Annotated in this window: 15 protein-coding genes; 7 read left to right on the forward strand and 8 right to left on the reverse strand. The window is 71.9% G+C overall.

The window, feature by feature from the left end:
- Positions 1-100 precede the first annotated feature (100 nt).
- Positions 101-1,729 carry a hypothetical protein gene (locus ACFZDC_RS21925; protein ID WP_391326187.1) on the forward strand — a complete coding sequence of 543 codons (1,629 nt, stop codon included), beginning with the start codon at positions 101-103 and terminating at the stop codon, positions 1,727-1,729.
- Between the two features lie 276 nt (positions 1,730-2,005).
- On the opposite strand, the gene ACFZDC_RS21930 is transcribed toward ACFZDC_RS21925, so the two are convergent.
- The gene (locus ACFZDC_RS21930; protein WP_006135694.1) at positions 2,006-2,362 is read right to left on the reverse strand and encodes an iron-sulfur cluster assembly accessory protein; all 357 of its coding nucleotides are present in this window, start codon (positions 2,360-2,362) and stop codon (positions 2,006-2,008) included.
- 293 nt (positions 2,363-2,655) lie between these two features.
- On the opposite strand from ACFZDC_RS21930, the gene nadA reads away from it, so the two are divergent.
- Positions 2,656-3,840 carry a quinolinate synthase NadA gene (gene nadA / locus ACFZDC_RS21935; RefSeq protein ID WP_391326189.1) on the forward strand — a complete coding sequence of 395 codons (1,185 nt, stop codon included), beginning with the start codon at positions 2,656-2,658 and terminating at the stop codon, positions 3,838-3,840.
- A gap of 347 nt (positions 3,841-4,187) precedes the next feature.
- On the opposite strand, the gene ACFZDC_RS21940 is transcribed toward nadA, so the two are convergent.
- From ACFZDC_RS21940 to ACFZDC_RS21960, 5 genes are all read right to left on the reverse strand, one after another.
- Positions 4,188-7,304, reverse strand: coding sequence for an efflux RND transporter permease subunit (locus ACFZDC_RS21940; RefSeq protein WP_391326191.1), 3,117 nt, complete (start codon positions 7,302-7,304; stop codon positions 4,188-4,190).
- Between the two features lie 160 nt (positions 7,305-7,464).
- Positions 7,465-8,145 carry a response regulator gene (locus ACFZDC_RS21945; protein ID WP_391326193.1) on the reverse strand — a complete coding sequence of 227 codons (681 nt, stop codon included), beginning with the start codon at positions 8,143-8,145 and terminating at the stop codon, positions 7,465-7,467.
- Positions 8,142-9,362, reverse strand: a complete 1,221-nt coding sequence (locus tag ACFZDC_RS21950; protein WP_391326195.1) for a histidine kinase — start codon at positions 9,360-9,362, stop codon at positions 8,142-8,144. Before ACFZDC_RS21950 ends, ACFZDC_RS21945 begins: the two co-directional genes overlap by 4 nt.
- 274 nt (positions 9,363-9,636) lie before the next feature.
- On the reverse strand, positions 9,637-9,915 hold the full coding sequence (locus tag ACFZDC_RS21955; RefSeq protein ID WP_391326197.1) for a hypothetical protein: 279 nt from the start codon (positions 9,913-9,915) through the stop codon (positions 9,637-9,639).
- A 34-nt stretch (positions 9,916-9,949) separates the two neighbouring features.
- Positions 9,950-10,741, reverse strand: a complete 792-nt coding sequence (locus ACFZDC_RS21960; RefSeq protein ID WP_391326198.1) for a PspA/IM30 family protein — start codon at positions 10,739-10,741, stop codon at positions 9,950-9,952.
- Between the two features lie 278 nt (positions 10,742-11,019).
- Here ACFZDC_RS21960 and ACFZDC_RS21965 point away from each other — a divergent pair, with 278 nt between their 5' ends.
- The 3 genes from ACFZDC_RS21965 to ACFZDC_RS21975 all read left to right on the forward strand — a co-directional run bounded on the left by ACFZDC_RS21965 (position 11,020) and on the right by ACFZDC_RS21975 (position 13,598).
- Complete coding sequence (locus tag ACFZDC_RS21965; RefSeq protein WP_391326200.1) at positions 11,020-11,646, forward strand: DUF3043 domain-containing protein; 627 nt, start codon at positions 11,020-11,022, stop codon at positions 11,644-11,646.
- A gap of 83 nt (positions 11,647-11,729) precedes the next feature.
- Entirely contained in the window at positions 11,730-12,467 is a 738-nt protein-coding gene (locus ACFZDC_RS21970; protein WP_391326202.1) for a methyltransferase domain-containing protein, read from the forward strand.
- A gap of 114 nt (positions 12,468-12,581) precedes the next feature.
- The gene (locus tag ACFZDC_RS21975; protein WP_391326538.1) at positions 12,582-13,598 is read left to right on the forward strand and encodes a trypsin-like peptidase domain-containing protein; all 1,017 of its coding nucleotides are present in this window, start codon (positions 12,582-12,584) and stop codon (positions 13,596-13,598) included.
- Positions 13,599-13,630: 32 nt separating this feature from the next.
- On the opposite strand, the gene ACFZDC_RS21980 is transcribed toward ACFZDC_RS21975, so the two are convergent.
- Positions 13,631-13,843, reverse strand: coding sequence for a hypothetical protein (locus tag ACFZDC_RS21980; protein ID WP_369388757.1), 213 nt, complete (start codon positions 13,841-13,843; stop codon positions 13,631-13,633).
- An 82-nt stretch (positions 13,844-13,925) separates the two neighbouring features.
- Here ACFZDC_RS21980 and ACFZDC_RS21985 point away from each other — a divergent pair, with 82 nt between their 5' ends.
- The gene (locus ACFZDC_RS21985; protein WP_391326205.1) at positions 13,926-15,128 is read left to right on the forward strand and encodes a bifunctional adenosylcobinamide kinase/adenosylcobinamide-phosphate guanylyltransferase; all 1,203 of its coding nucleotides are present in this window, start codon (positions 13,926-13,928) and stop codon (positions 15,126-15,128) included.
- 77 nt (positions 15,129-15,205) lie between these two features.
- Here the strand turns inward: ACFZDC_RS21985 and ACFZDC_RS21990 are convergent, their stop codons facing one another.
- Positions 15,206-16,198 (reverse strand): methyltransferase domain-containing protein, encoded by a 993-nt coding sequence (locus ACFZDC_RS21990; protein WP_391326207.1) that lies wholly within the window; start codon positions 16,196-16,198, stop codon positions 15,206-15,208.
- Between the two features lie 133 nt (positions 16,199-16,331).
- Here ACFZDC_RS21990 and cobT point away from each other — a divergent pair, with 133 nt between their 5' ends.
- Positions 16,332-17,408, forward strand: a complete 1,077-nt coding sequence (gene cobT / locus ACFZDC_RS21995; RefSeq protein WP_391326208.1) for a nicotinate-nucleotide--dimethylbenzimidazole phosphoribosyltransferase — start codon at positions 16,332-16,334, stop codon at positions 17,406-17,408.
- The last annotated feature ends 26 nt before the right edge of the window (positions 17,409-17,434 follow it).

A 17,434-nucleotide genomic window follows, 5' to 3' on the forward strand; every position in this document is an offset into this window, starting at 1 on the left:
GCCGAGGGCGCACGGTCGGGAACCGCGCGCTCCCCTCGCGCGTCCCATCGCCGTCCCCCGTGCCGGGGACGTGGGACACGATCCAGCGAGGAGCGATGCGGTGAACACCGAGCGACCCGAGAATCCCGAGGACCCCGAGGACTCCGAGGACCCCGAGCTTTCCGCCGACTCCGGGTCTTCGGAAGCCTCCGAGGACCCCGAGCTTTCCGACGGCTCCGGGTCTTCGGAGGTCTCCGAGGTCCCCGCCGTCTCCACGGTCTCCACGGTCTCCGAGAGCGCCGAGGAGTCCGGCGCGGGCGACGGCGCGGGCCCCGGTGAGCGGTCCGGGCGGCGCCGCTCCCCCGTGGTCGTCCTCTCGGTCGCGGCGGCCGTCCTGCTCGTCGGGGGCGGGGGCGCGTACCTCGCCGCGAGCAGTGGTTCCAACGGCCGTACGAACGCCGGCGCCTCCGGCGGTGGCGCCCCTCCCGCGCCCCTCGTCCTGGACGGCTGGGCGCAGGGCGGCACGGGCGACATCGCGCCCGGTGAGCCGGATCCGTACGGCGCGACGTACGTGGCCACCGGGAAGCTGCCCGACGTTCCCGGCTCGGCGCCGGTGTACGCCCCGAAGGGCGAGGTCGGCAAGGAGCGGGTGACCCGGCTGGCCAAGGCCCTCGGGCTCGACGGCACCCCCGTGGCCGACGGGGGCGGCTGGCGGGTCGGCGGGGGTGGGGACGGCTCCGGCCCGACGCTCCGGGTGAGCAAGGACGCCCCGGGCAGCTGGACCTTCAGCCGGTACGCGCCCGGCACCGACAACTGCCGGAAGGTCACCGTCTGCGCGCAGGACCCGGCCGACCCGGCCGGCGACCCGGTGAGCGTGGCGGCGGCGAAGCGAGCGGTGGCGCCCGTGCTGAAGGCGCTCGGGCAGGACGACGCGAAGATCGACGCGAGGCGGATCATGGGCGCCCAGCGGGTGGTCAACGCCGATCCGGTGGTGGGCGGCCTGCCCACGTACGGCTGGACCACCGGCCTGGTCGTCGACGAGCAGGGAGACCTGGTCGGCGGCCACGGGCTGCTGACGACCCCGGCCAAGGGGGACACGTACCCCGTGCTGGGCGCGCGGAAGACGCTGGCACTGATGAACACGGCGCACCAGCACGGCCACCGGATGGGCATCGGCGGCTGCGCGACCCCCGTCCCGCTGAAGGACCGGCTGGAGCAGCCGTGTGTCGCGTCCACCCCGGCACCCAGGACGGACGCGGTCACCGTGGACAAGGCGGTGTTCGGGCTGGCCGCGCATTCCGTCGCGGGGCGGCAGACGCTGGTGCCGTCCTGGCTGTTCGAGGTGCGGGGATCGGCGGCGCGGGGCGCCTTCACGGTGACGTATCCGGCGGTGGACCCGACGTACCTGACATCGCCGTCGCCGTCGGCGTCGTCCCCGGGGCCGACCTCGGCGCCGCGGACGCACGACGTCAAGGTCGACGGCTACGCCGCCGACGGCCGGGATCTGACCGTGAGCTTCACGGGCGGGGTGTGCGCCGACTACACGGCGTCGGCGAAGGAGACTGCGGGCCGGGTGACGGTGACGGTGACCGAGAAGTCCTGGCCGGACAAGGTGTGCGTCGCCATGGCCAAGATGTACGTGAAGACCGTACGGCTGGATGCTCCGCTCGACGGCCGGAAGGTGGTCGGCACGGACGGGGCGCAGATCACGAGGACGAAGCCGGGAGCGCTGCGGCCGCAGACTCGCTAACTGGTGCTGGCACCGGAAAGGTTTGCCGGAAAGCTCGCGGCGTCCGGTGCTGGGGGCACCTCCCACGCCGTTCACAGTGGGGGAGCCTCGCAAGGCGGAGCATCGCCCGCGTACTGGATGTACTCGGGTGATGCGACAACGCGGCGAGGTGCTGTGCCGGGCGTCGCGAGCCGGTGAACCCTTCCGGTCACAGCACTAGCTAGCTCCGGTACGTGACAAGGCGGCGGTCCCCTCGTGGGAGGGGACCGCCGCCTTGACCGTCAGAGCGTGGCCGGCTCAGCTGAAGGAGTCGCCGCAGGCGCAGGAGCCCGTCGCGTTCGGGTTGTCGATCGTGAAGCCCTGCTTCTCGATCGTGTCCACGAAGTCGATGGTGGCGCCGCCCAGGTACGGAGCGCTCATGCGGTCGGTGACGACCTTGACCCCGCCGAAGTCCTTCTCCACGTCGCCGTCGAGCGAGCGCTCGTCGAAGAAGAGCTGGTAACGCAGGCCGGAGCAGCCACCGGGCTGGACGGCGACGCGCAGCGCGAGATCGTCGCGGCCTTCCTGGTCGAGCAGGGCCTTGACCTTGGACGCGGCGGCGTCGGTCAGGATGATGCCGTCGGTGACGGTGGTGGTCTCGTCCGATACGGACATCTACATCTCTCCCGGGTTGTACGGAGACTGCTTGCCGACGAGTGCAACCGGCGTTTCCGCGGATTCATTCCGGGCCGGGCATTCGCGTGGTCGCGTTTGTGCTTCTGTCTTCATGCTCGCACATGCCCGCGAGGGCGGACAGCGGCCTCTGGAGGGACCTGGGGCGGCCGGGCGGGAGCCGGCAGGAGCCGGGCGGGATTCCGTCACATCGACGCTATGGTCATCGTCAAAGTGACGTGAACCAGCTATGATAGATAGCGTCAGTTAGACGAAAAGTAGAAAGGGTGCGTGTCGTGACCACCGCCCAGACCCCGGAGCTCGACGTACAGCCGTCTCCGCTCGCCCTGCTGCTTCTCGGCCGTGAGGCCGACCCGAAGAGCGAGCGGGGTGTCGAGTGTCCCGGTGACCTGCCCTCGCCGTCCGACCCCGATCTGGTCGAGCGCGCCCGCGCGGCCAAGGAGAAGCTCGGCGACAAGGTCTTCGTGCTCGGCCACCACTACCAGCGCGACGAGGTCATCCAGTTCGCCGACGTCACGGGCGACTCCTTCAAGCTGGCCCGGGACGCGGCCGCGCGCCCGGAGGCCGAGTACATCGTCTTCTGCGGTGTGCACTTCATGGCCGAGTCGGCGGACATCCTCACGTCCGACGACCAGAAGGTCGTCCTGCCGGATCTGGCCGCCGGCTGCTCCATGGCCGACATGGCCACGGCCGAGCAGGTCGCCGAGTGCTGGGACGTGCTGACCGAGGCGGGCATCGCCGAGCAGGTCGTGCCCGTCTCGTACATGAACTCGTCCGCGGACATCAAGGCGTTCACGGGCAAGCACGGCGGCACGATCTGCACATCGTCCAATGCCAAGAAGGCTCTGGAGTGGGCCTTCGAGCAGGGCGAGAAGGTGCTGTTCCTGCCCGACCAGCACCTGGGCCGCAACACCGCGGTGCGGGACATGGGGATGACGCTGGAGGACTGCGTCGTCTACAACCCGCACAAGCCGAACGGCGGCCTGACGGCGGAGGAGCTGCGCGCCGCGAAGATGATCCTGTGGCGCGGCCACTGCTCGGTCCACGGCCGCTTCAGCCTCGACTCGGTGAACGATGTGCGCGAGCGCATTCCCGGCGTGAACGTCCTGGTCCACCCCGAGTGCAAGCACGAGGTCGTGGCCGCTGCGGACTACGTCGGCTCGACCGAGTACATCATCAAGGCCCTGGAGGCGGCGCCGGCCGGTTCCAAGTGGGCCATCGGCACCGAGCTGAACCTGGTCCGCCGCCTGGCGAACCGTTTCGCGCCCGAGGGCAAGGAGATCGCCTTCCTCGACAAGACGGTCTGCTTCTGCTCGACCATGAACCGCATCGACCTGCCCCACCTGGTCTGGGCCCTGGAGTCCCTGGCCGAGGGCAACCTGGTCAACCGGATCGAGGTCGACAAGGAGACCGAGGCGTTCGCGAAGCTGGCGCTGGAGCGGATGCTGGCGTTGCCGTAGCCGCGGGACATGACTGTGCCCCGGCCGCCTCACGGTGGCCGGGGCACAGTCATGTCCCGCCGTTCGTCCTTGCGTACGGCTGCCCGACGCCCCTTCGTACGGCTGCCCGACGCCCCTTCGTGCGGCGTCCGCCGCCTCGCGCCGTAGCGGGCGTGTGGCCCGGGTGCGCCGGGTCCAAGGAGAAGACCGTTGCGTCGGGCGTGGCCACCACCAGCGCGACGGCGGCGATCTCCATGGGGATCGCGGCCCGCGTCCCCTCCCCCGCTGAGCTGTCCCTGTCCTGTGGGCTCGAACTGCTCTGCGGGGGAAGGGGAACGGAGCGGTGCCCCTGCGCATGGACGGGCGGACTACACGCCCGCGGGCTCCGGCTCGTCCGAGGCGGACTCCGTCCGGACCGGTACGCCCCTCTCCGCCGCCCGCTTCTTCGCCCGCCGCTCCTTGCGGAGTTCGAGCATCGCGTAGAGCGTCGGGACGAGCAGGAGGGTCAGCAGCGTGGACGAGATCAGCCCGCCGATCACGACCACCGCGAGCGGCTGGGCGATGAAGCCGCCCTCGCCGGTGACGCCCAGGGCCATCGGGAGCAGGGCGAAGATGGTCGCCAGGGCCGTCATGAGGATGGGGCGGAGACGGTGGCGGCCGCCCTCGACCACGGCCTCGACGACGCCGTAACCCTGCCCGCGGTACTGGTTGATCAGGTCGATCAGCACGATCGCGTTGGTCACCACGATGCCGATCAGCATCAGCATGCCGATCATCGCCGGGACGCCCATCGGGGTGCCGGTGGCGACCAGGAGCCCGATCGCGCCCGTGGCCGCGAAGGGGATGGAGACCAGCAGGATCAGCGGCTGGGCCAGCGAGCGGAACGTCGCCACCAGGAGCATGAAGACGATGGCGATCGCCGCCAGCATGGCGAGGCCGAGGTTCTTGAACGCGTCGTCCTGGTCGGAGGACACACCGCCGATCTCGGCCTGGGCGCCCGCCGGGAGCTTCAGGGCCTTGATCCTCGACTGGAGCTGGGTGCTCACCGCGCCGGTGTTGTCGCCGGTCGGCCGGGCCGTGATGGTGGCGGCACGCCGGCCGTCGATGCGGGTCATCGACACCGGCCCGTCCACCAGCTTCACGGTGGCGATGTCACCGAGCTTCACCGGGCCGAGGCGCAGCGCCTTCAGCCGGGCGAGGGTCGTGGCCGGCTCGGCCGACTTCACGACGACGTCGCGCTCGGTGTCGTCGAGGATCGCCTTCGCCGCCGTCGTACCGCGCACGGCCTGGGCGACGGCGGCGCCCAGCTTCTGGTCGTCGAAACCGGCCGCGGCCGCCTTGGAGTTGGCCCTGACCGAGATCCGGGGCACGCTCCGCGCCAGGTCGCTGGTGACGTCCGTGACGTGGTCGAGGCCGGCCACGGTGGAGCGCACCCGGTCGGAGGCCTCGCGCAGCACCTGCGGGTCGGACGCCTTCACCACGACGCGGAGGTCCTGGTTGCCGAAGCCGTCACCGGCGGACACGGTGGTCGTGCCGATGCCCTCGAGCTTCTTCAGGCCGTCCTCGAGATGCTTGTGCACCTCGTCGTAGGACGACGAGTCCTTCAGCATGACCTGGTAGGAGGCCTGGTTGGTGTCGGTGCCGCCACCGAAGGCCGCCATGAAGCCGGAGGAGCCGACGGTGACCTGGTAGTCCTTGACGCCCTTGGTGGCGGCGAGGAGCCTCTCCACCTTCCTGGCCTGGGCGTCCGTGGCCGCGAGGCTCGTGCCCGGCTTCAACTCCTGCTTGACGGTGAGGACTTCCTGCTCGCCCTGGTCGAAGAAGTTCGTCTTCAGCAGTCCGGACATGCCGAACGTGCCGACGAGCACGGCCACCGCGATCAGCACGCTGGTGAGCCGGCGGCGGGTGGCGAAGCGCAGGACGGGGACGTAGACGCGCTGGAGACGGCTCCTCGCCTCCTTCTCCTCCGCCCGCCGACGGGCCTCCTCGGCGTCCTGCGGGGTGCCCTTGGGAGGGCGCAGGAACCAGTACGACAGGACCGGCACGACCGTCAGCGACACCAGGAGGGAGGCCAGCAGGGCCGCCGTCACGGTGATGCTGAACGAGCCGAACAGGGCGCCCACCATGCCGCCGACCAGGCCGATCGGCAGGAACACGGCGACCGTGGTGAGGGTGGAGGAGGTGACCGCGCCGGCCACCTCGCGCACCGCGCCCAGGATCGCTTCCCTGCGCTCCTCGCCGTAGCCGAGGTGCCGCTTGATGTTCTCCAGGACCACGATCGAGTCGTCCACGACCCGGCCGATGGCGATGGTCAGCGCGCCGAGCGTGAGCATGTTCAGGGACAGGCCGCGGGTCCACAGCACGATGAGCGCGAGAACGACCGACAGCGGGATCGACACCGCCGTCACCAGCGTGGAGCGCACCGACGCCAGGAACACCAGGATGACCAGGACCGCGAAGAGCAGGCCGAGCGCGCCCTCCGTGGTCAGGCCCTTGATGGACTTGGACACCGCCGGGCCCTGGTCACTGACGACCGTGAGCTTCGCGCCGGAGCCGAGGTCCCTGCGCAGGCCGGGCAGCCTGTCCTTGACCGCGTTCGAGATGGAGACCGCGCTGCCGTCGTGGTCCATGGTGACGTTGACGGCGAGGCTGGGCCGGCCATCGGTGCGGGTGAGGGAGTCGGCCGGGGCCGGCTGCTCCTTGACGGTGGCCACGGCACCGAGGCGTACGGGCTTCTTCACGCCTTCGCCGGTGACCATCAGGTTCTTGATCTGCCCCAGCGAGGTGAAGCCGCCGCCGACCTGGACGGTGCGGTTGGCCCCGTCCTCGTCGAAGGAGCCGGCCGGCACGGTCGCGCCGCCGGCCTGCAGGGCCTGGCCGACGGCTGCCGAGGTGAGGGCCGCCCGCGCCAGCCCGGCCTCGTCCGGGGTGACGGCGACCTGGAGGTCACGGACGCCGGTGACCTGGACGCGGCCCACGCCGTCGATGTCCTTCAAAGCGGGTACGACCGTCTGGTCGAGCTGGTCGGCGAGTACCTGCTGGTCCTTGTCCGAGGTGACGGCGAGGACCACGGTCGGCATGTCGTCGGTGGAGCCCGAGACGACCTGCGGATCGACGTCGTCGGGCAGCTGGGCGCGGGCCCGGTTGACGGCCTGCTGGACGTCGGAGACGAGCCGCTTGGTGTCGTTGCCGTAGTCGAAGGACGCCATGATCACGGCGTTGCCCTCGCTCGCGGTGGAGGTGACGCCGGTGATGCCGTCGACGCCCTGCAGATTGTCCTCGATGGGCTCGACGACCTGCTTCTCGACGACGTCCGGTGCGGCGCCCTGGTACGGCGTGATGACCGACACCACGGGCAGTTCGATGGTGGGCAGCAGTTGCTGCTTGATCTGGGGTATCGCAATCAGCCCGAAGACGAGCGCGATGAGCGACATCAGACCGATCAGGGCCCGTTGCGCGAGGCTGAATCTCGACAGCCAGGACATGGGTCGGGGTCTCTCTTCTGTGAGCGGCAGAAGCTGCTGCGGGGCGCACAGGTGAGCGCCCACCCCAACACCCTGAGCCATGCCGGAAGGCGATGAGGTAGACCCCAGGTCCATTTCCTTGTCCGGCCCCTACTCCGCGCGCAGTACACGCGGGTGGAGCTCAGTCCATCCTCGGACGTACCAGCCCCGACTCGTAGGCGATCACCACGAGCTGCGCCCGGTCCCGGGCGCCCAGCTTGGCCATGGCCCGGTTGACGTGGGTCTTCACCGTGAGCGGGCTGACTTCGAGGCCTTCGGCGATCTCGTCGTTGGAGTGGCCGCCGGCGACCTGGACCAGCACCTCGCGCTCGCGGCCGGTGAGCGTGTCGAGGCGTTCCGAGCGGGCGGGGTCACGGCCGTCGTCATCGTCGCCCTGGGCGAGGAAGCGGGCGATCAGACCCTTGGTGGCGGTCGGGGAGAGCAGGGCCTCGCCGCCCGCGGCGACCCGGATGGCGTTCAGCAGTTCCTCGGGCTCGCTGCCCTTGCCGAGGAAGCCGGAGGCGCCCGCGCGCAGGGACTGGACCACGTAGTCGTCGACCTCGAAGGTGGTCAGGATGACCACGCGGACCTGCGCGAGGGACGGGTCTGCGCTGATCAGCCGGGTGGCGGCGAGACCGTCGGTGCCAGGCATCCGGATGTCCATGAGGACGACGTCCACGCTGTGCTCCTTGGCCAGCCGGACCGCCTCGGCGCCGTCGCAGGCCTCCCCCACCACCTCCATGTCGGGCTCGGAGTCGACCAGCACCCGGAACGCGCTGCGCAGTAATGCCTGGTCGTCGGCGAGCAGGACACGGATCGTCATGCGGGCTCCCCCGGTGCCGTCGTACGGGTCTTGACCGGCAGGATCGCATGAACGCGGAAGCCGCCGCCGTAGCGGGGTCCGGTGGTCAGGGTGCCGCCGACCGCGGTGACCCGCTCCCGCATGCCGAGCAGTCCGTGCCCGCCACCCGCCCCGGGCTCACCGTCCGCGCCCGCGCCGTCGTCCAGCACGGTGACCTCGATGTGCGGTCCGACGCGTACGACGCTGACCTCGGCCGTGGCGTCGGCGCCCGCGTGCTTCTGCACATTGGTCAGGGCTTCCTGGACGATCCGGTACGCGGCCAGGTCGACGGCGGCCGGCAGGTCGGTGCCGTGGTCGGCGCGGGCCACCTCGACCGGCAGCCCCGCGCTGCGGAAGGTGCCGGCGAGGTCCTCCAGGCGGCTGAGGCCGGGTGCGGGCTCGGTGGGTGCCTCGGGGTCGCCGGACTGGCGCAGCAGGCCGACGGTGGCCCGCAGTTCGTTGAGCGCGGAGCGGCTGGCCTCGCGGACATGGGCGAGGGCCTCCTTGGCCTGGTCGGGCCGCTTGTCCATGACGTGGGCGGCGACTCCGGCCTGCACGTTGACCAGGGCGATGTGGTGGGCGACGACGTCGTGCAGATCGCGGGCGATGCGCAGCCGCTCCTCGGCGACCCGGCGGCGGGCCTCCTCCTCGCGGGTGCGCTCGGCCCGTTCGGCACGCTCCCGGATGGCCTGGACGACCGCACGGCGGCTGCGTACGGCGTCCCCGGCGGTGGCGCCGATACCGGTCCAGGCGAGCACGCCGAGGTTCTCCTGGGCGTACCAGGGCAGGGGGCCGGCGAGCATGGCGGCGGCGGTCAGCACGGTCATGGTGAGCAGGCCGACGCGCCAGGTGGTGGTGCGGTCGGTGGTGGAGGCGACGGCGTAGAGGGCGACCACGGCGGACATGGCGACCGGGGCGCGCGGGTCGCCGGTGAAGAACTCGATCAGGGAGACGGTGCCGGTGACGGCGAGGACCGTCTTGGGCGCACGGCGGCGGAAGACGAGCGCCGCGGCGCCGACGGTCATCAGGAAGAGGCTGAGCGGGGCCGGGCTGCGTACGCCCCAGGTGACGCCGTTCGCACCGCGGGGCACCACGAAGGATCCGGCCACCATGCACACCAGCACGCCCGCCGCGATGGCCGCGTCCAGCGCCAGGGGGTGGGCCTTGAGGCTGCACCGGGCGCGTTCGAGAGTGCTCACGCAGTGAACAGTACGGCGCCTCTCCGGCGGGCGGGGGCGGCGCGTACCCGAGGGCCGCGGGGAACCGCGCGACCGGCCCGTACCGGCCCGCGGAGACGTACGAGCCTCACCGGGTGTCAGGCGGTGAGCGGTGTCCGCGCAGCCGTGCGGGACGCGGCGTCCCAGCTGGTCACCGACGGCGGGGCCGCCGGCCCTGCGGCGACGGCACCGCGGCGCGGGACCTCACTCACCGGCAGTGGAAATCCCGCACCACCTGGTTCACCCGGGGGCGGATTCAGCCCGGGATCAGCCCGTCGTCGCTGAGCAGCTCCCGGACCTCCTCCAGCGTCGCGTCCATGGACGGAAGGATCAGCTCCGAGGGTTCCAGGGCGTCGTCCGGCAGAGGGGTGCCGAGCCGGCGGACGGCGTCGAGGAGCGTGGCGAGCGTGCGGCGGAAGCCCTGCTCGTCGCCGCTCTCCATCTCCTTGAGCAGCTCGTCGTCCAGCTTGTTCAGCTCGGTGAAGTGGGAGTCGTCCAACCTCACCTGGCCCTCCCCCATGATCCGTACGATCACGTCGGCCTCCTCGGCTCGGGGTCCCGGCGCCGGACTACTGCTTGTCGAAGCGCGGGGTGTCCTGCGGCTGCTGCTGGGACTGCCCCTGGCCGGCACCGCCCTCGATCGCCTGCTGCGGCGATCCTCCGGCCAGCTCCGCCTTCATGCGCTGCAGTTCCAGCTCTACATCCGTACCACCGGAGAGCCGGTCCAGCTCGGCGGCGATGTCGTCCTTGGCCATGCCGGAGGGGTCGTCCAGGGCACCGGAGGCGAGCAGCTCGTCGATGGCGCCGGCCCGGGCCTGGAGCTGCTGCGTCTTGTCCTCGGCGCGCTGGATGGCGAGGCCGACGTCGCCCATCTCCTCGGAGATGCCGGAGAAGGCCTCGCCGATGCGGGTCTGGGCCTGGGCGGCGGTGTAGGTGGCCTTGATGGTCTCCTTCTTCGTACGGAAGGCGTCCACCTTGGCCTGCAGGCGCTGGGCCGCGAGGGTGAGCTTCTCCTCCTCGCCCTGGAGCGTGGTGTGCTGCGTCTCCAGGTCGGTGACCTGCTGCTGGAGGGCGGCGCGGCGGGACAGCGCCTCGCGGGCCAGGTCCTCGCGGCCGAGCGCGAGCGCCTTGCGGCCCTGGTCCTCCAGCTTGGAGGACTGCTGCTGCAACTGGTTGAGCTGGAGTTCCAGGCGCTTGCGGGAGGTCGCCACGTCGGCGACGCCCCGGCGCACCTTCTGCAGCAGCTCCAGCTGCTTCTGGTACGAGTAATCGAGGGTCTCGCGCGGGTCCTCGGCCCGGTCAAGGGCCTTGTTCGCCTTCGCGCGGAAGATCATCCCCATACGCTTCATGACACCGCTCATGGGCTTCGCGCGCCCCCTTCTGACGGACTCCAGCTCACAGATCCTGCGACAGAACCCACAGTACGGGCCCTGACTCCATTACCGCACTGTTCGGGGAGTGATGCGCTCATCCCCAAGGACGACTGCGGACGGTATCGCTCCGGCGTGAGGAGTAGGTGGCCCTCCGGGTGGGCTCCCCGGGCCCCTCGGTGACCGCCGGGTGAAGCGTCTGCAACGTCCCCTCTGTCCCCCTACAGACGTCCGGTGTTGCCGGATCGTTCCCCGGTGGGCTGGGGTCCATGCCGTTGGAGCCCGTACCCTTGGGTTTTGTGTTCCGTAGCCGTGCCAAGGAAGAGAAGGCCCCCGCCGACAAGGCGCCGGTGAACTTCTCCAAGCAGCCCCGTGACCCGCAGGCCCCGAAGGGCCGGCCCACACCCAAGCGCAGTGAGGCCCAGTCCCAGCGCCGCAGCGTCGCGCACACGCCGACGACGCGCAAGGACGCCGCCAAGCGTCAGCGCGAGGAGCGCCGTCAGGCGCTGGAGCGGCAGCGCCAGGCGCTGGCCGGTGGCGACGAGCGCTACCTGCCGGTCCGGGACAAGGGTCCGGTCCGCAAGTTCGCGCGCGACTGGGTGGACTCGCGGTTCAACGTGGCGGAGTTCTTCCTGCCGCTGGCCGTGGTCATCCTGGTCCTCAGCGTGGTGCGGGTGCCGTCGATCCAGGCCCTGGCGCTGTGGCTGTGGCTCGTGGTGATCGTGCTCATCGTGCTCGACGCGGCCGTCAGCGGCTTCCGGCTGAAGAAGCGGCTGGCCGAGCGCTTCCCCGACGTCAACCGCCGGGGCGCCGTGGCCTACGGCCTGATGCGCTCCCTCCAGATGCGTCGGCTCCGGCTGCCCAAGCCGCAGGTCAAGCGCGGAGAGCGGCCCTGAGCGCAGACGCTTTCACCGGGCGTGCGGCCGATGCCTGGCTGAGCAGGCCGGGCGGGCTGCGTGATGTCGTACGACAGGAGTTGTTGGCCCGGCAGCTCGACGAGCAGATAGCCGGGCGGTTCCCGGTCGGGCAGCGGCTGCGGGTGCTCGACGTGGGGATGGGCCAGGGCACACAGGCGCTGCGGCTGGCCCGGCTCGGGCACCAGGTGACCGGCGTCGAGCAGGACGCGGCGATGATCGCGGCCGCGCGCGAGACGCTCGCCGGTGAGCCGGAGGGCATCCGCGAGCGGGTCCGGCTGGTGCAGGGCGACGGGCGGGACACCGGCGTGCACTTCCTGCCGGGCAGCTTCGACCTGGTGCTGTGCCACGGCGTACTGATGTACGTCGAGGAGCCCGACCCGCTGGTGGCCGGGCTGGCCCGGATGCTCGCGCCGGGCGGCTTGCTCTCGCTCCTCGTGCGCAACGGCGACGCGCTGGCCATGCGGTCGGGCCTGTCCGGTGACTGGGCGGGCGCGCTGGCCGCGTTCGACACCACCTCGTACTTCCCCCATTCCCGAATGGACTCGAACGGGGGGACCCCCATCCGCCTGGACCTGGACGTACGGGCCGACCGGCTGTCGGCACTGACCGCCACACTCGCCGGCATCGCCGCCCCGCTGCACGCGTGGTACGGCGTGCGGGTCTTCACGGACACGGCGGGCGACGACGCGGAGATCCCGGACGACCTGCAGACACTGCTGGCGGTCGAGGAGCGGGCCGGGCGCACGGATCCGTACCGGGGCGTCGCGGCGCTGCTGCATCTGTGCGGGGTACGCGGCTGAGCCCGTTCGGACGTACAGCGCAGGGTCGGACCTTCGCCCCGAAGGGACACTCGGGGCACGGACGCTTCCCGTACCCGTGCCCGCCGGAGGGGCGCCTTCGCCGCCGCCGTGCTCGTGTGTGCCGCGTTCCTGGTCGCCGCTTGTACGGCCCCCGTGCCGCCGGCGCGGGGGGACGGCTCGGCCACCCGGACGGCCCTTCCCCTGGCCGCGAGCGACCTGCAGGCCCAGTACCTGAAGGTCATCAAGGAGGTCCTGCCCTCGGTGGTGCAGATCCAGGCGAGCCATGACCTGGGCTCCGGGGTGGTGTACGACGGTCTGGGGCACATCGTCACCAACGCGCACGTGGTCGGCTCCGAGAAGACCTTCAAGGTGACCACCGCCAACAGCCGGGAACCGCTCACCGCGAGCCTGGTGTACTCCTACCCGGACCAGGACCTCGCCGTGATCCGGCTCGACAAGGTGCCGGCCGGGCTGAGGGCGGCGGTGTTCGGGAACTCCGAGGACGTGGCGGTCGGCCAGATCGTGCTGGCCATGGGCTCGCCGCTCGGTCTGTCGTCCAGTGTGACCCAGGGAATCGTCTCGGCGACCGGACGGACCGTCAGCGAGGGCAGCGCGGACGGCGGCACGGGTGCCACCATCGCCGACATGGTGCAGACGTCGGCGGCCATCAACCCCGGCAACAGCGGGGGCGCCCTGGTCAACCTGGACGGGCACGTCATCGGCATCCCGACGCTCGCTGCCGCCGACCCCGGCCTCGGCGGCAGCGCGGTGCCGGGCATCGGGTTCGCCATCCCGGTGTCGATGGTGAAGACGGTCGCGGGTCAGATCGTCAGGAGCGGCAAGGTCGTCGACTCCGGCCGGGCCGCGCTCGGCATCGCCGCGCGGACGGTCGTGGACGCCGGCTACCGGCCGGCCGGGGTCGCGGTGGTCAGCGTCAAGAGCGGTGACACGGCCGACAGGGCGGGACTGCGGCCCGGCGATGTGATCACCAGGCTGGGCGGCACCCGGGTCACCACCTCCACGGAGCTGTCCGAGGCGCTGGCGGTGGACAGGCCCGGACAGCGCACGACGGTGACCTTCCAGCGCAACGGCGCCGAGAAGACGGTGGAGGTGACGCTGGGTGAGCAGTGAGGAGGGCGGCCCCTCCTCACCCCCGTCCAGGGTTACGCCGCGTCGGCGTGCAGGCTCATCGGGCCGTAGATCTCGGTGCTCTCCTCGAACAGCCGCACCTGGTCCGCGCCGCCCTCCAGCAGCGCCTTCCAGTGCTCACCGATCCAGGACTCGGCATCGCCCTGCGTGGTGAACTCCTCCGGCTGCACCGCGGGCTGGACCTCCGTCCCGTCGGCCTTCTCGAACCGCCACGTCCATGCCGTCATATGGGCCTCCTTGTGAGCCAACACCTGCCCGGCAGCCTAGCCGGAAGCGCAAGACCTGCTGCGACAGGTGAAAATCGGTTCCGTGGAAGTAACTCTGCTCGGTACCGGTGCCCCCGCGGGGCTGCCCCGCCCCGACTGTCCCTGTGCCGTCTGCGCGACCGCGCTCGGGCCGGACGCGCGGGCGGCGACCGCCCTGCTGGTGGACGGCACGCTGCTGCTCGATCTGACGCCCGGGGCGGCGTTCGCGGCGGCGCGCTCCGGGCATTCCCTGGGCGGGGTACGGCAGGTACTGCTGTCGCATCCGCACAACGGCCCGGCCGTGGAGGTGCCGGCCGGGCTGCCGCAGCCCGGGCGGGTGCCGGACGGCCGGGAGTTGGCACTGCTGACGGGTCATCGGGTGCGGGCCGCGGCGATGGACGCGGGCGGCACCGGGTACGCGGTGACCGGGCCGGACGGGCAACGGCTGCTGTATCTGCCACCGGGCGGGGCGCCGGCCGGTCTGGAGGAGGCGACGGCGGAGACGTACCAGATGGTCCTCGCCGATGTCGTCGGACGCCCGGACGCACTCGCCCGGCTGCGGGCGGTGGGTTCCGTCGGGCCGGCCACGGACGTCGTCGCCGTCCATCTCGACCATGACGTGCCGCAGGGCGCGGAGGTGCGGCGGCGGCTCGCGGCGGCCGGGGCGCGGGTGGTGCAGGACGGTACGACGCTGGTGGTCGGGGCGTACGAGGACGTGCCGGACGTGCCGCGCCGGACGCTGGTGCTGGGCGGGGCCCGCTCGGGGAAGTCGGTGGAGGCCGAGCGGCGGCTCGAGGCCTTCCCGGACGTGCTGTACGTGGCGACCGGCGGGACGCGCGGCGGGGACACCGAGTGGGCGGCGCGGGTGTCCGCGCACCGGGAGCGGCGGCCGGGGTCGTGGCGTACGACCGAGACGACCGACTTGGTGCCGCTGCTGGGCGAGGACGGGCCGCCGGTGCTGATCGACTGTCTGTCGCTCTGGCTGACGGACGCCATGGACGCGGTCGGGGCGTGGGACGACGCGGAGTGGGCGGGGGGCGGGGAGAAGGCGCTGCGCGAGCGGGTGCGGGAGTTGACGGCCGCGGTGCGTTCCGCCCGGCGGACCGTGGTGGCCGTGTCGAACGAGGTGGGGTCCGGGATCGTGCCCGCCACGGCTTCGGGGCGGCGGTACCGGGATGAACTGGGGCGGCTGAACGCGGCGTTCGCGGGTGAGTGCGAGCAGGTGCTGTTGGTGGTGGCGGGGCAGGCTGTGGTCCTGCGGGGCTGAGCGGTGCGGTCGGCCGGTGCCGGGCTCCGGTTCCCCGCGCCCCTCGGGGCACCCACCGCACTGCCCGGCTGCCGAGGTCAGACGACGGCGTCGGAGGTCTTGCGGGCCACGACGCGGTACGCGTTGGAGAAGCGGGTGCGGCGGAACAGGGGGGCCAGGGTGTGGTCCAGGACCGCGGCCACGTCGAGTACCGGGGCGGCCATCGCTCTCAGGAGCGGGTGGACGTGGGCGAGGGCCAGCAAGAGGGCCGCTGACAGGTCGTAGGGGATGTGCGGGGCGCTGCGGTCGGTGACGAGGACCGCGCAGCCCTGGGACTCCAGTTCCGCGCGGAGGTTAGCCAGGGGCACCAGGTGGAGGTGGCGTGGCTGGCCGTAGGGGAGCCACCACTTGCCGAGGAGCGTGGCGAACACGCAGCGCGGGTCGGGGACTTCGACGACGAGGTGGCCGCCGGGGCGGAGGACGGTGAGGGCGGCGCGGAGTTCGGCGCGTGGGTCCGGAGCGTGTTCCAGGTGGTGGAACATGCTGACCACGTCGTAGCGGGAGCGCAGGCGGGCCGCCGTGCCCGGGGTGGTCAGATAGCCGCGGTGGGCCTCCTCGACCCGGCCCTCCAGCAGGGCCTGCTCCACGCGGGCCGTCGGGTCCAGGCCGTCGAAGCTGGTGTACGGGAAGAACTCCTTCGCCGCCTCGGGGAAGAGGGCGTGCCCCGTGCCCACGTCCAGCCAGCTCTCCGGCTCGGGCAGCGCCGACAGTTCGCGGGCGGTGGCGCGGTGGCGGCGGCGGACCGCGCGGTCGGAGACGATGCGCGCGGCGAACTCCTCCAGGTGTCTTTCGTAGAAGTCCCGGTGGTAGAAGGCGAGTCCCTCGGCCGTGAGCCGGGGGTTCTGGAAGGTGTGGCGGCAGTCGCCGCACTCGTCGACGACGAAGGTGCCCGGACGGTGCCGCAGCGGGTCGGGGGCGCGCACCCGGGTCCGCAGCCTAGGGGAGCCGCACCAGGGGCAGTCCGCGCGGCGCTGCTCCTGGAAGGGGTCGAAGGGTTCGGTGATCTGCGGGGTGAGGGGCAAGGGCTGCATGGGCGGCTCCCAGGGCGACATTCCGCTGCAAACCGGAACGTAGGGGATACCGATCTTGGGTGCAAAGACGCGGTGACCATGAGGTGCCGGTGTGGCGCCGAAGCGTTCGTTCGCTGGCGGTACTGTTCGGCGAATGAGCAGCCTTAATCTGGACGACTTCACCGATCTGATCGAGCGCCCGGACGGGGGCGTACGCCGTGACGCCGAGGCTCTGCGGGAGCGCCGGACCGTGCCGCCCGGCTCGCTCGGGCGCCTGGACGACTTGGGCGAGTGGCTGGCCGCCGCGCAGGGCGTCGTACCGGTACGGCCGGTCGAACGGCCGCGGGTGGTTCTCTTCGCCGGTGACCACGGCATCGCCGAACTCGGTGTCTCGGCGCGACCCGCGGGCAGTGCGGAGCTGCTGGTGCGCGCGGTGCTGGAGGGCGGCAGCCCGGTGTCCGTCCTCGCGCGCCGCCTCGACGTTCCGGTGCGGGTCGTGGACATGGCTCTGGACTGCCCGCCGGACGCCTTCCCGGTGGATGTCGTACGGCACCGGGTGCGGCGCGGCAGTGGTCGTATCGACGTCGAGGACGCGCTCACCCCGGACGAGGCCGAGGCGGCCTTCCGGGCGGGTGTGGCCGTCGCCGACGAGGAGGCCGACTCGGGTACCGACCTGGTGGTGCTCGGCGATGTGAGCGTGGGCGGGACCACGGCGGCCGCGGTGCTGGTCGCGGCGCTGTGCGGGACCGACGCCTCGGTGGTGACCGGGCGGGGCGGGCTCCCCGTCGACGACCTGGCGTGGATGCGCAAGTGCGCGGCGATCCGGGACGCGTTGCGGCGGGCGCGGCCGGTGCTCGGGGACCAGTTGCAGCTGCTCGCGACCGTGGGTGGGGCCGATCTCGCCGCGATGACCGGTTTCCTGCTGCAGTGCGCGGTGCGGAAGCTGCCGGTGATTCTGGACGGTGTGGTGGCCGCCGCGTGTGCGCTGGTCGCCCAGCGGGTCGCGTTCCGGGCGCCGGACTGGTGGCTGGCCGGGCACGACAGCGGGGAGCCGGGGCAGGCCAAGGCGCTGGACCGGATGGCGCTGGAGCCGCTGCTGGAGCAGGGCGTGAAGGTCGGCGAGGGGGTGGGTGCGCTGCTGGCGTTGCCGTTGGTGCGCAGCGCTGCCGCGCTGGCCGCCGAGCTGCCCGAGAAGCCGGAGGGGGAGAACGAGCCGGAGGAGAAGGAGTAGACCACCTCGGCCGGAAATGACTACGA

The organism is Streptomyces sp. NPDC007905 (genome assembly GCF_042959345.1).
Lineage (GTDB): Bacteria > Actinomycetota > Actinomycetes > Streptomycetales > Streptomycetaceae > Streptomyces.

What these genes read in the sequence shown, in the direction of transcription:
- ACFZDC_RS21930 (WP_006135694.1), bottom strand. Translation starts at nt 2,362, where the DNA reads ATGTCCGTATCGGACGAGACCACCACCGTCACCGACGGCATCATCCTG.
- ACFZDC_RS21940 (WP_391326191.1), bottom strand. Translation starts at nt 7,304, where the DNA reads ATGTCCTGGCTGTCGAGATTCAGCCTCGCGCAACGGGCCCTGATCGGT.
- ACFZDC_RS21945 (WP_391326193.1), bottom strand. Translation starts at nt 8,145, where the DNA reads ATGACGATCCGTGTCCTGCTCGCCGACGACCAGGCATTACTGCGCAGC.
- ACFZDC_RS21960 (WP_391326198.1), bottom strand. Translation starts at nt 10,741, where the DNA reads ATGAGCGGTGTCATGAAGCGTATGGGGATGATCTTCCGCGCGAAGGCG.
- ACFZDC_RS21965 (WP_391326200.1), top strand. Translation starts at nt 11,020, where the DNA reads ATGCCGTTGGAGCCCGTACCCTTGGGTTTTGTGTTCCGTAGCCGTGCC.
- ACFZDC_RS21980 (WP_369388757.1), bottom strand. Translation starts at nt 13,843, where the DNA reads ATGACGGCATGGACGTGGCGGTTCGAGAAGGCCGACGGGACGGAGGTC.
- ACFZDC_RS21990 (WP_391326207.1), bottom strand. Translation starts at nt 16,198, where the DNA reads ATGCAGCCCTTGCCCCTCACCCCGCAGATCACCGAACCCTTCGACCCC.
- cobT (WP_391326208.1), top strand. Translation starts at nt 16,332, where the DNA reads ATGAGCAGCCTTAATCTGGACGACTTCACCGATCTGATCGAGCGCCCG.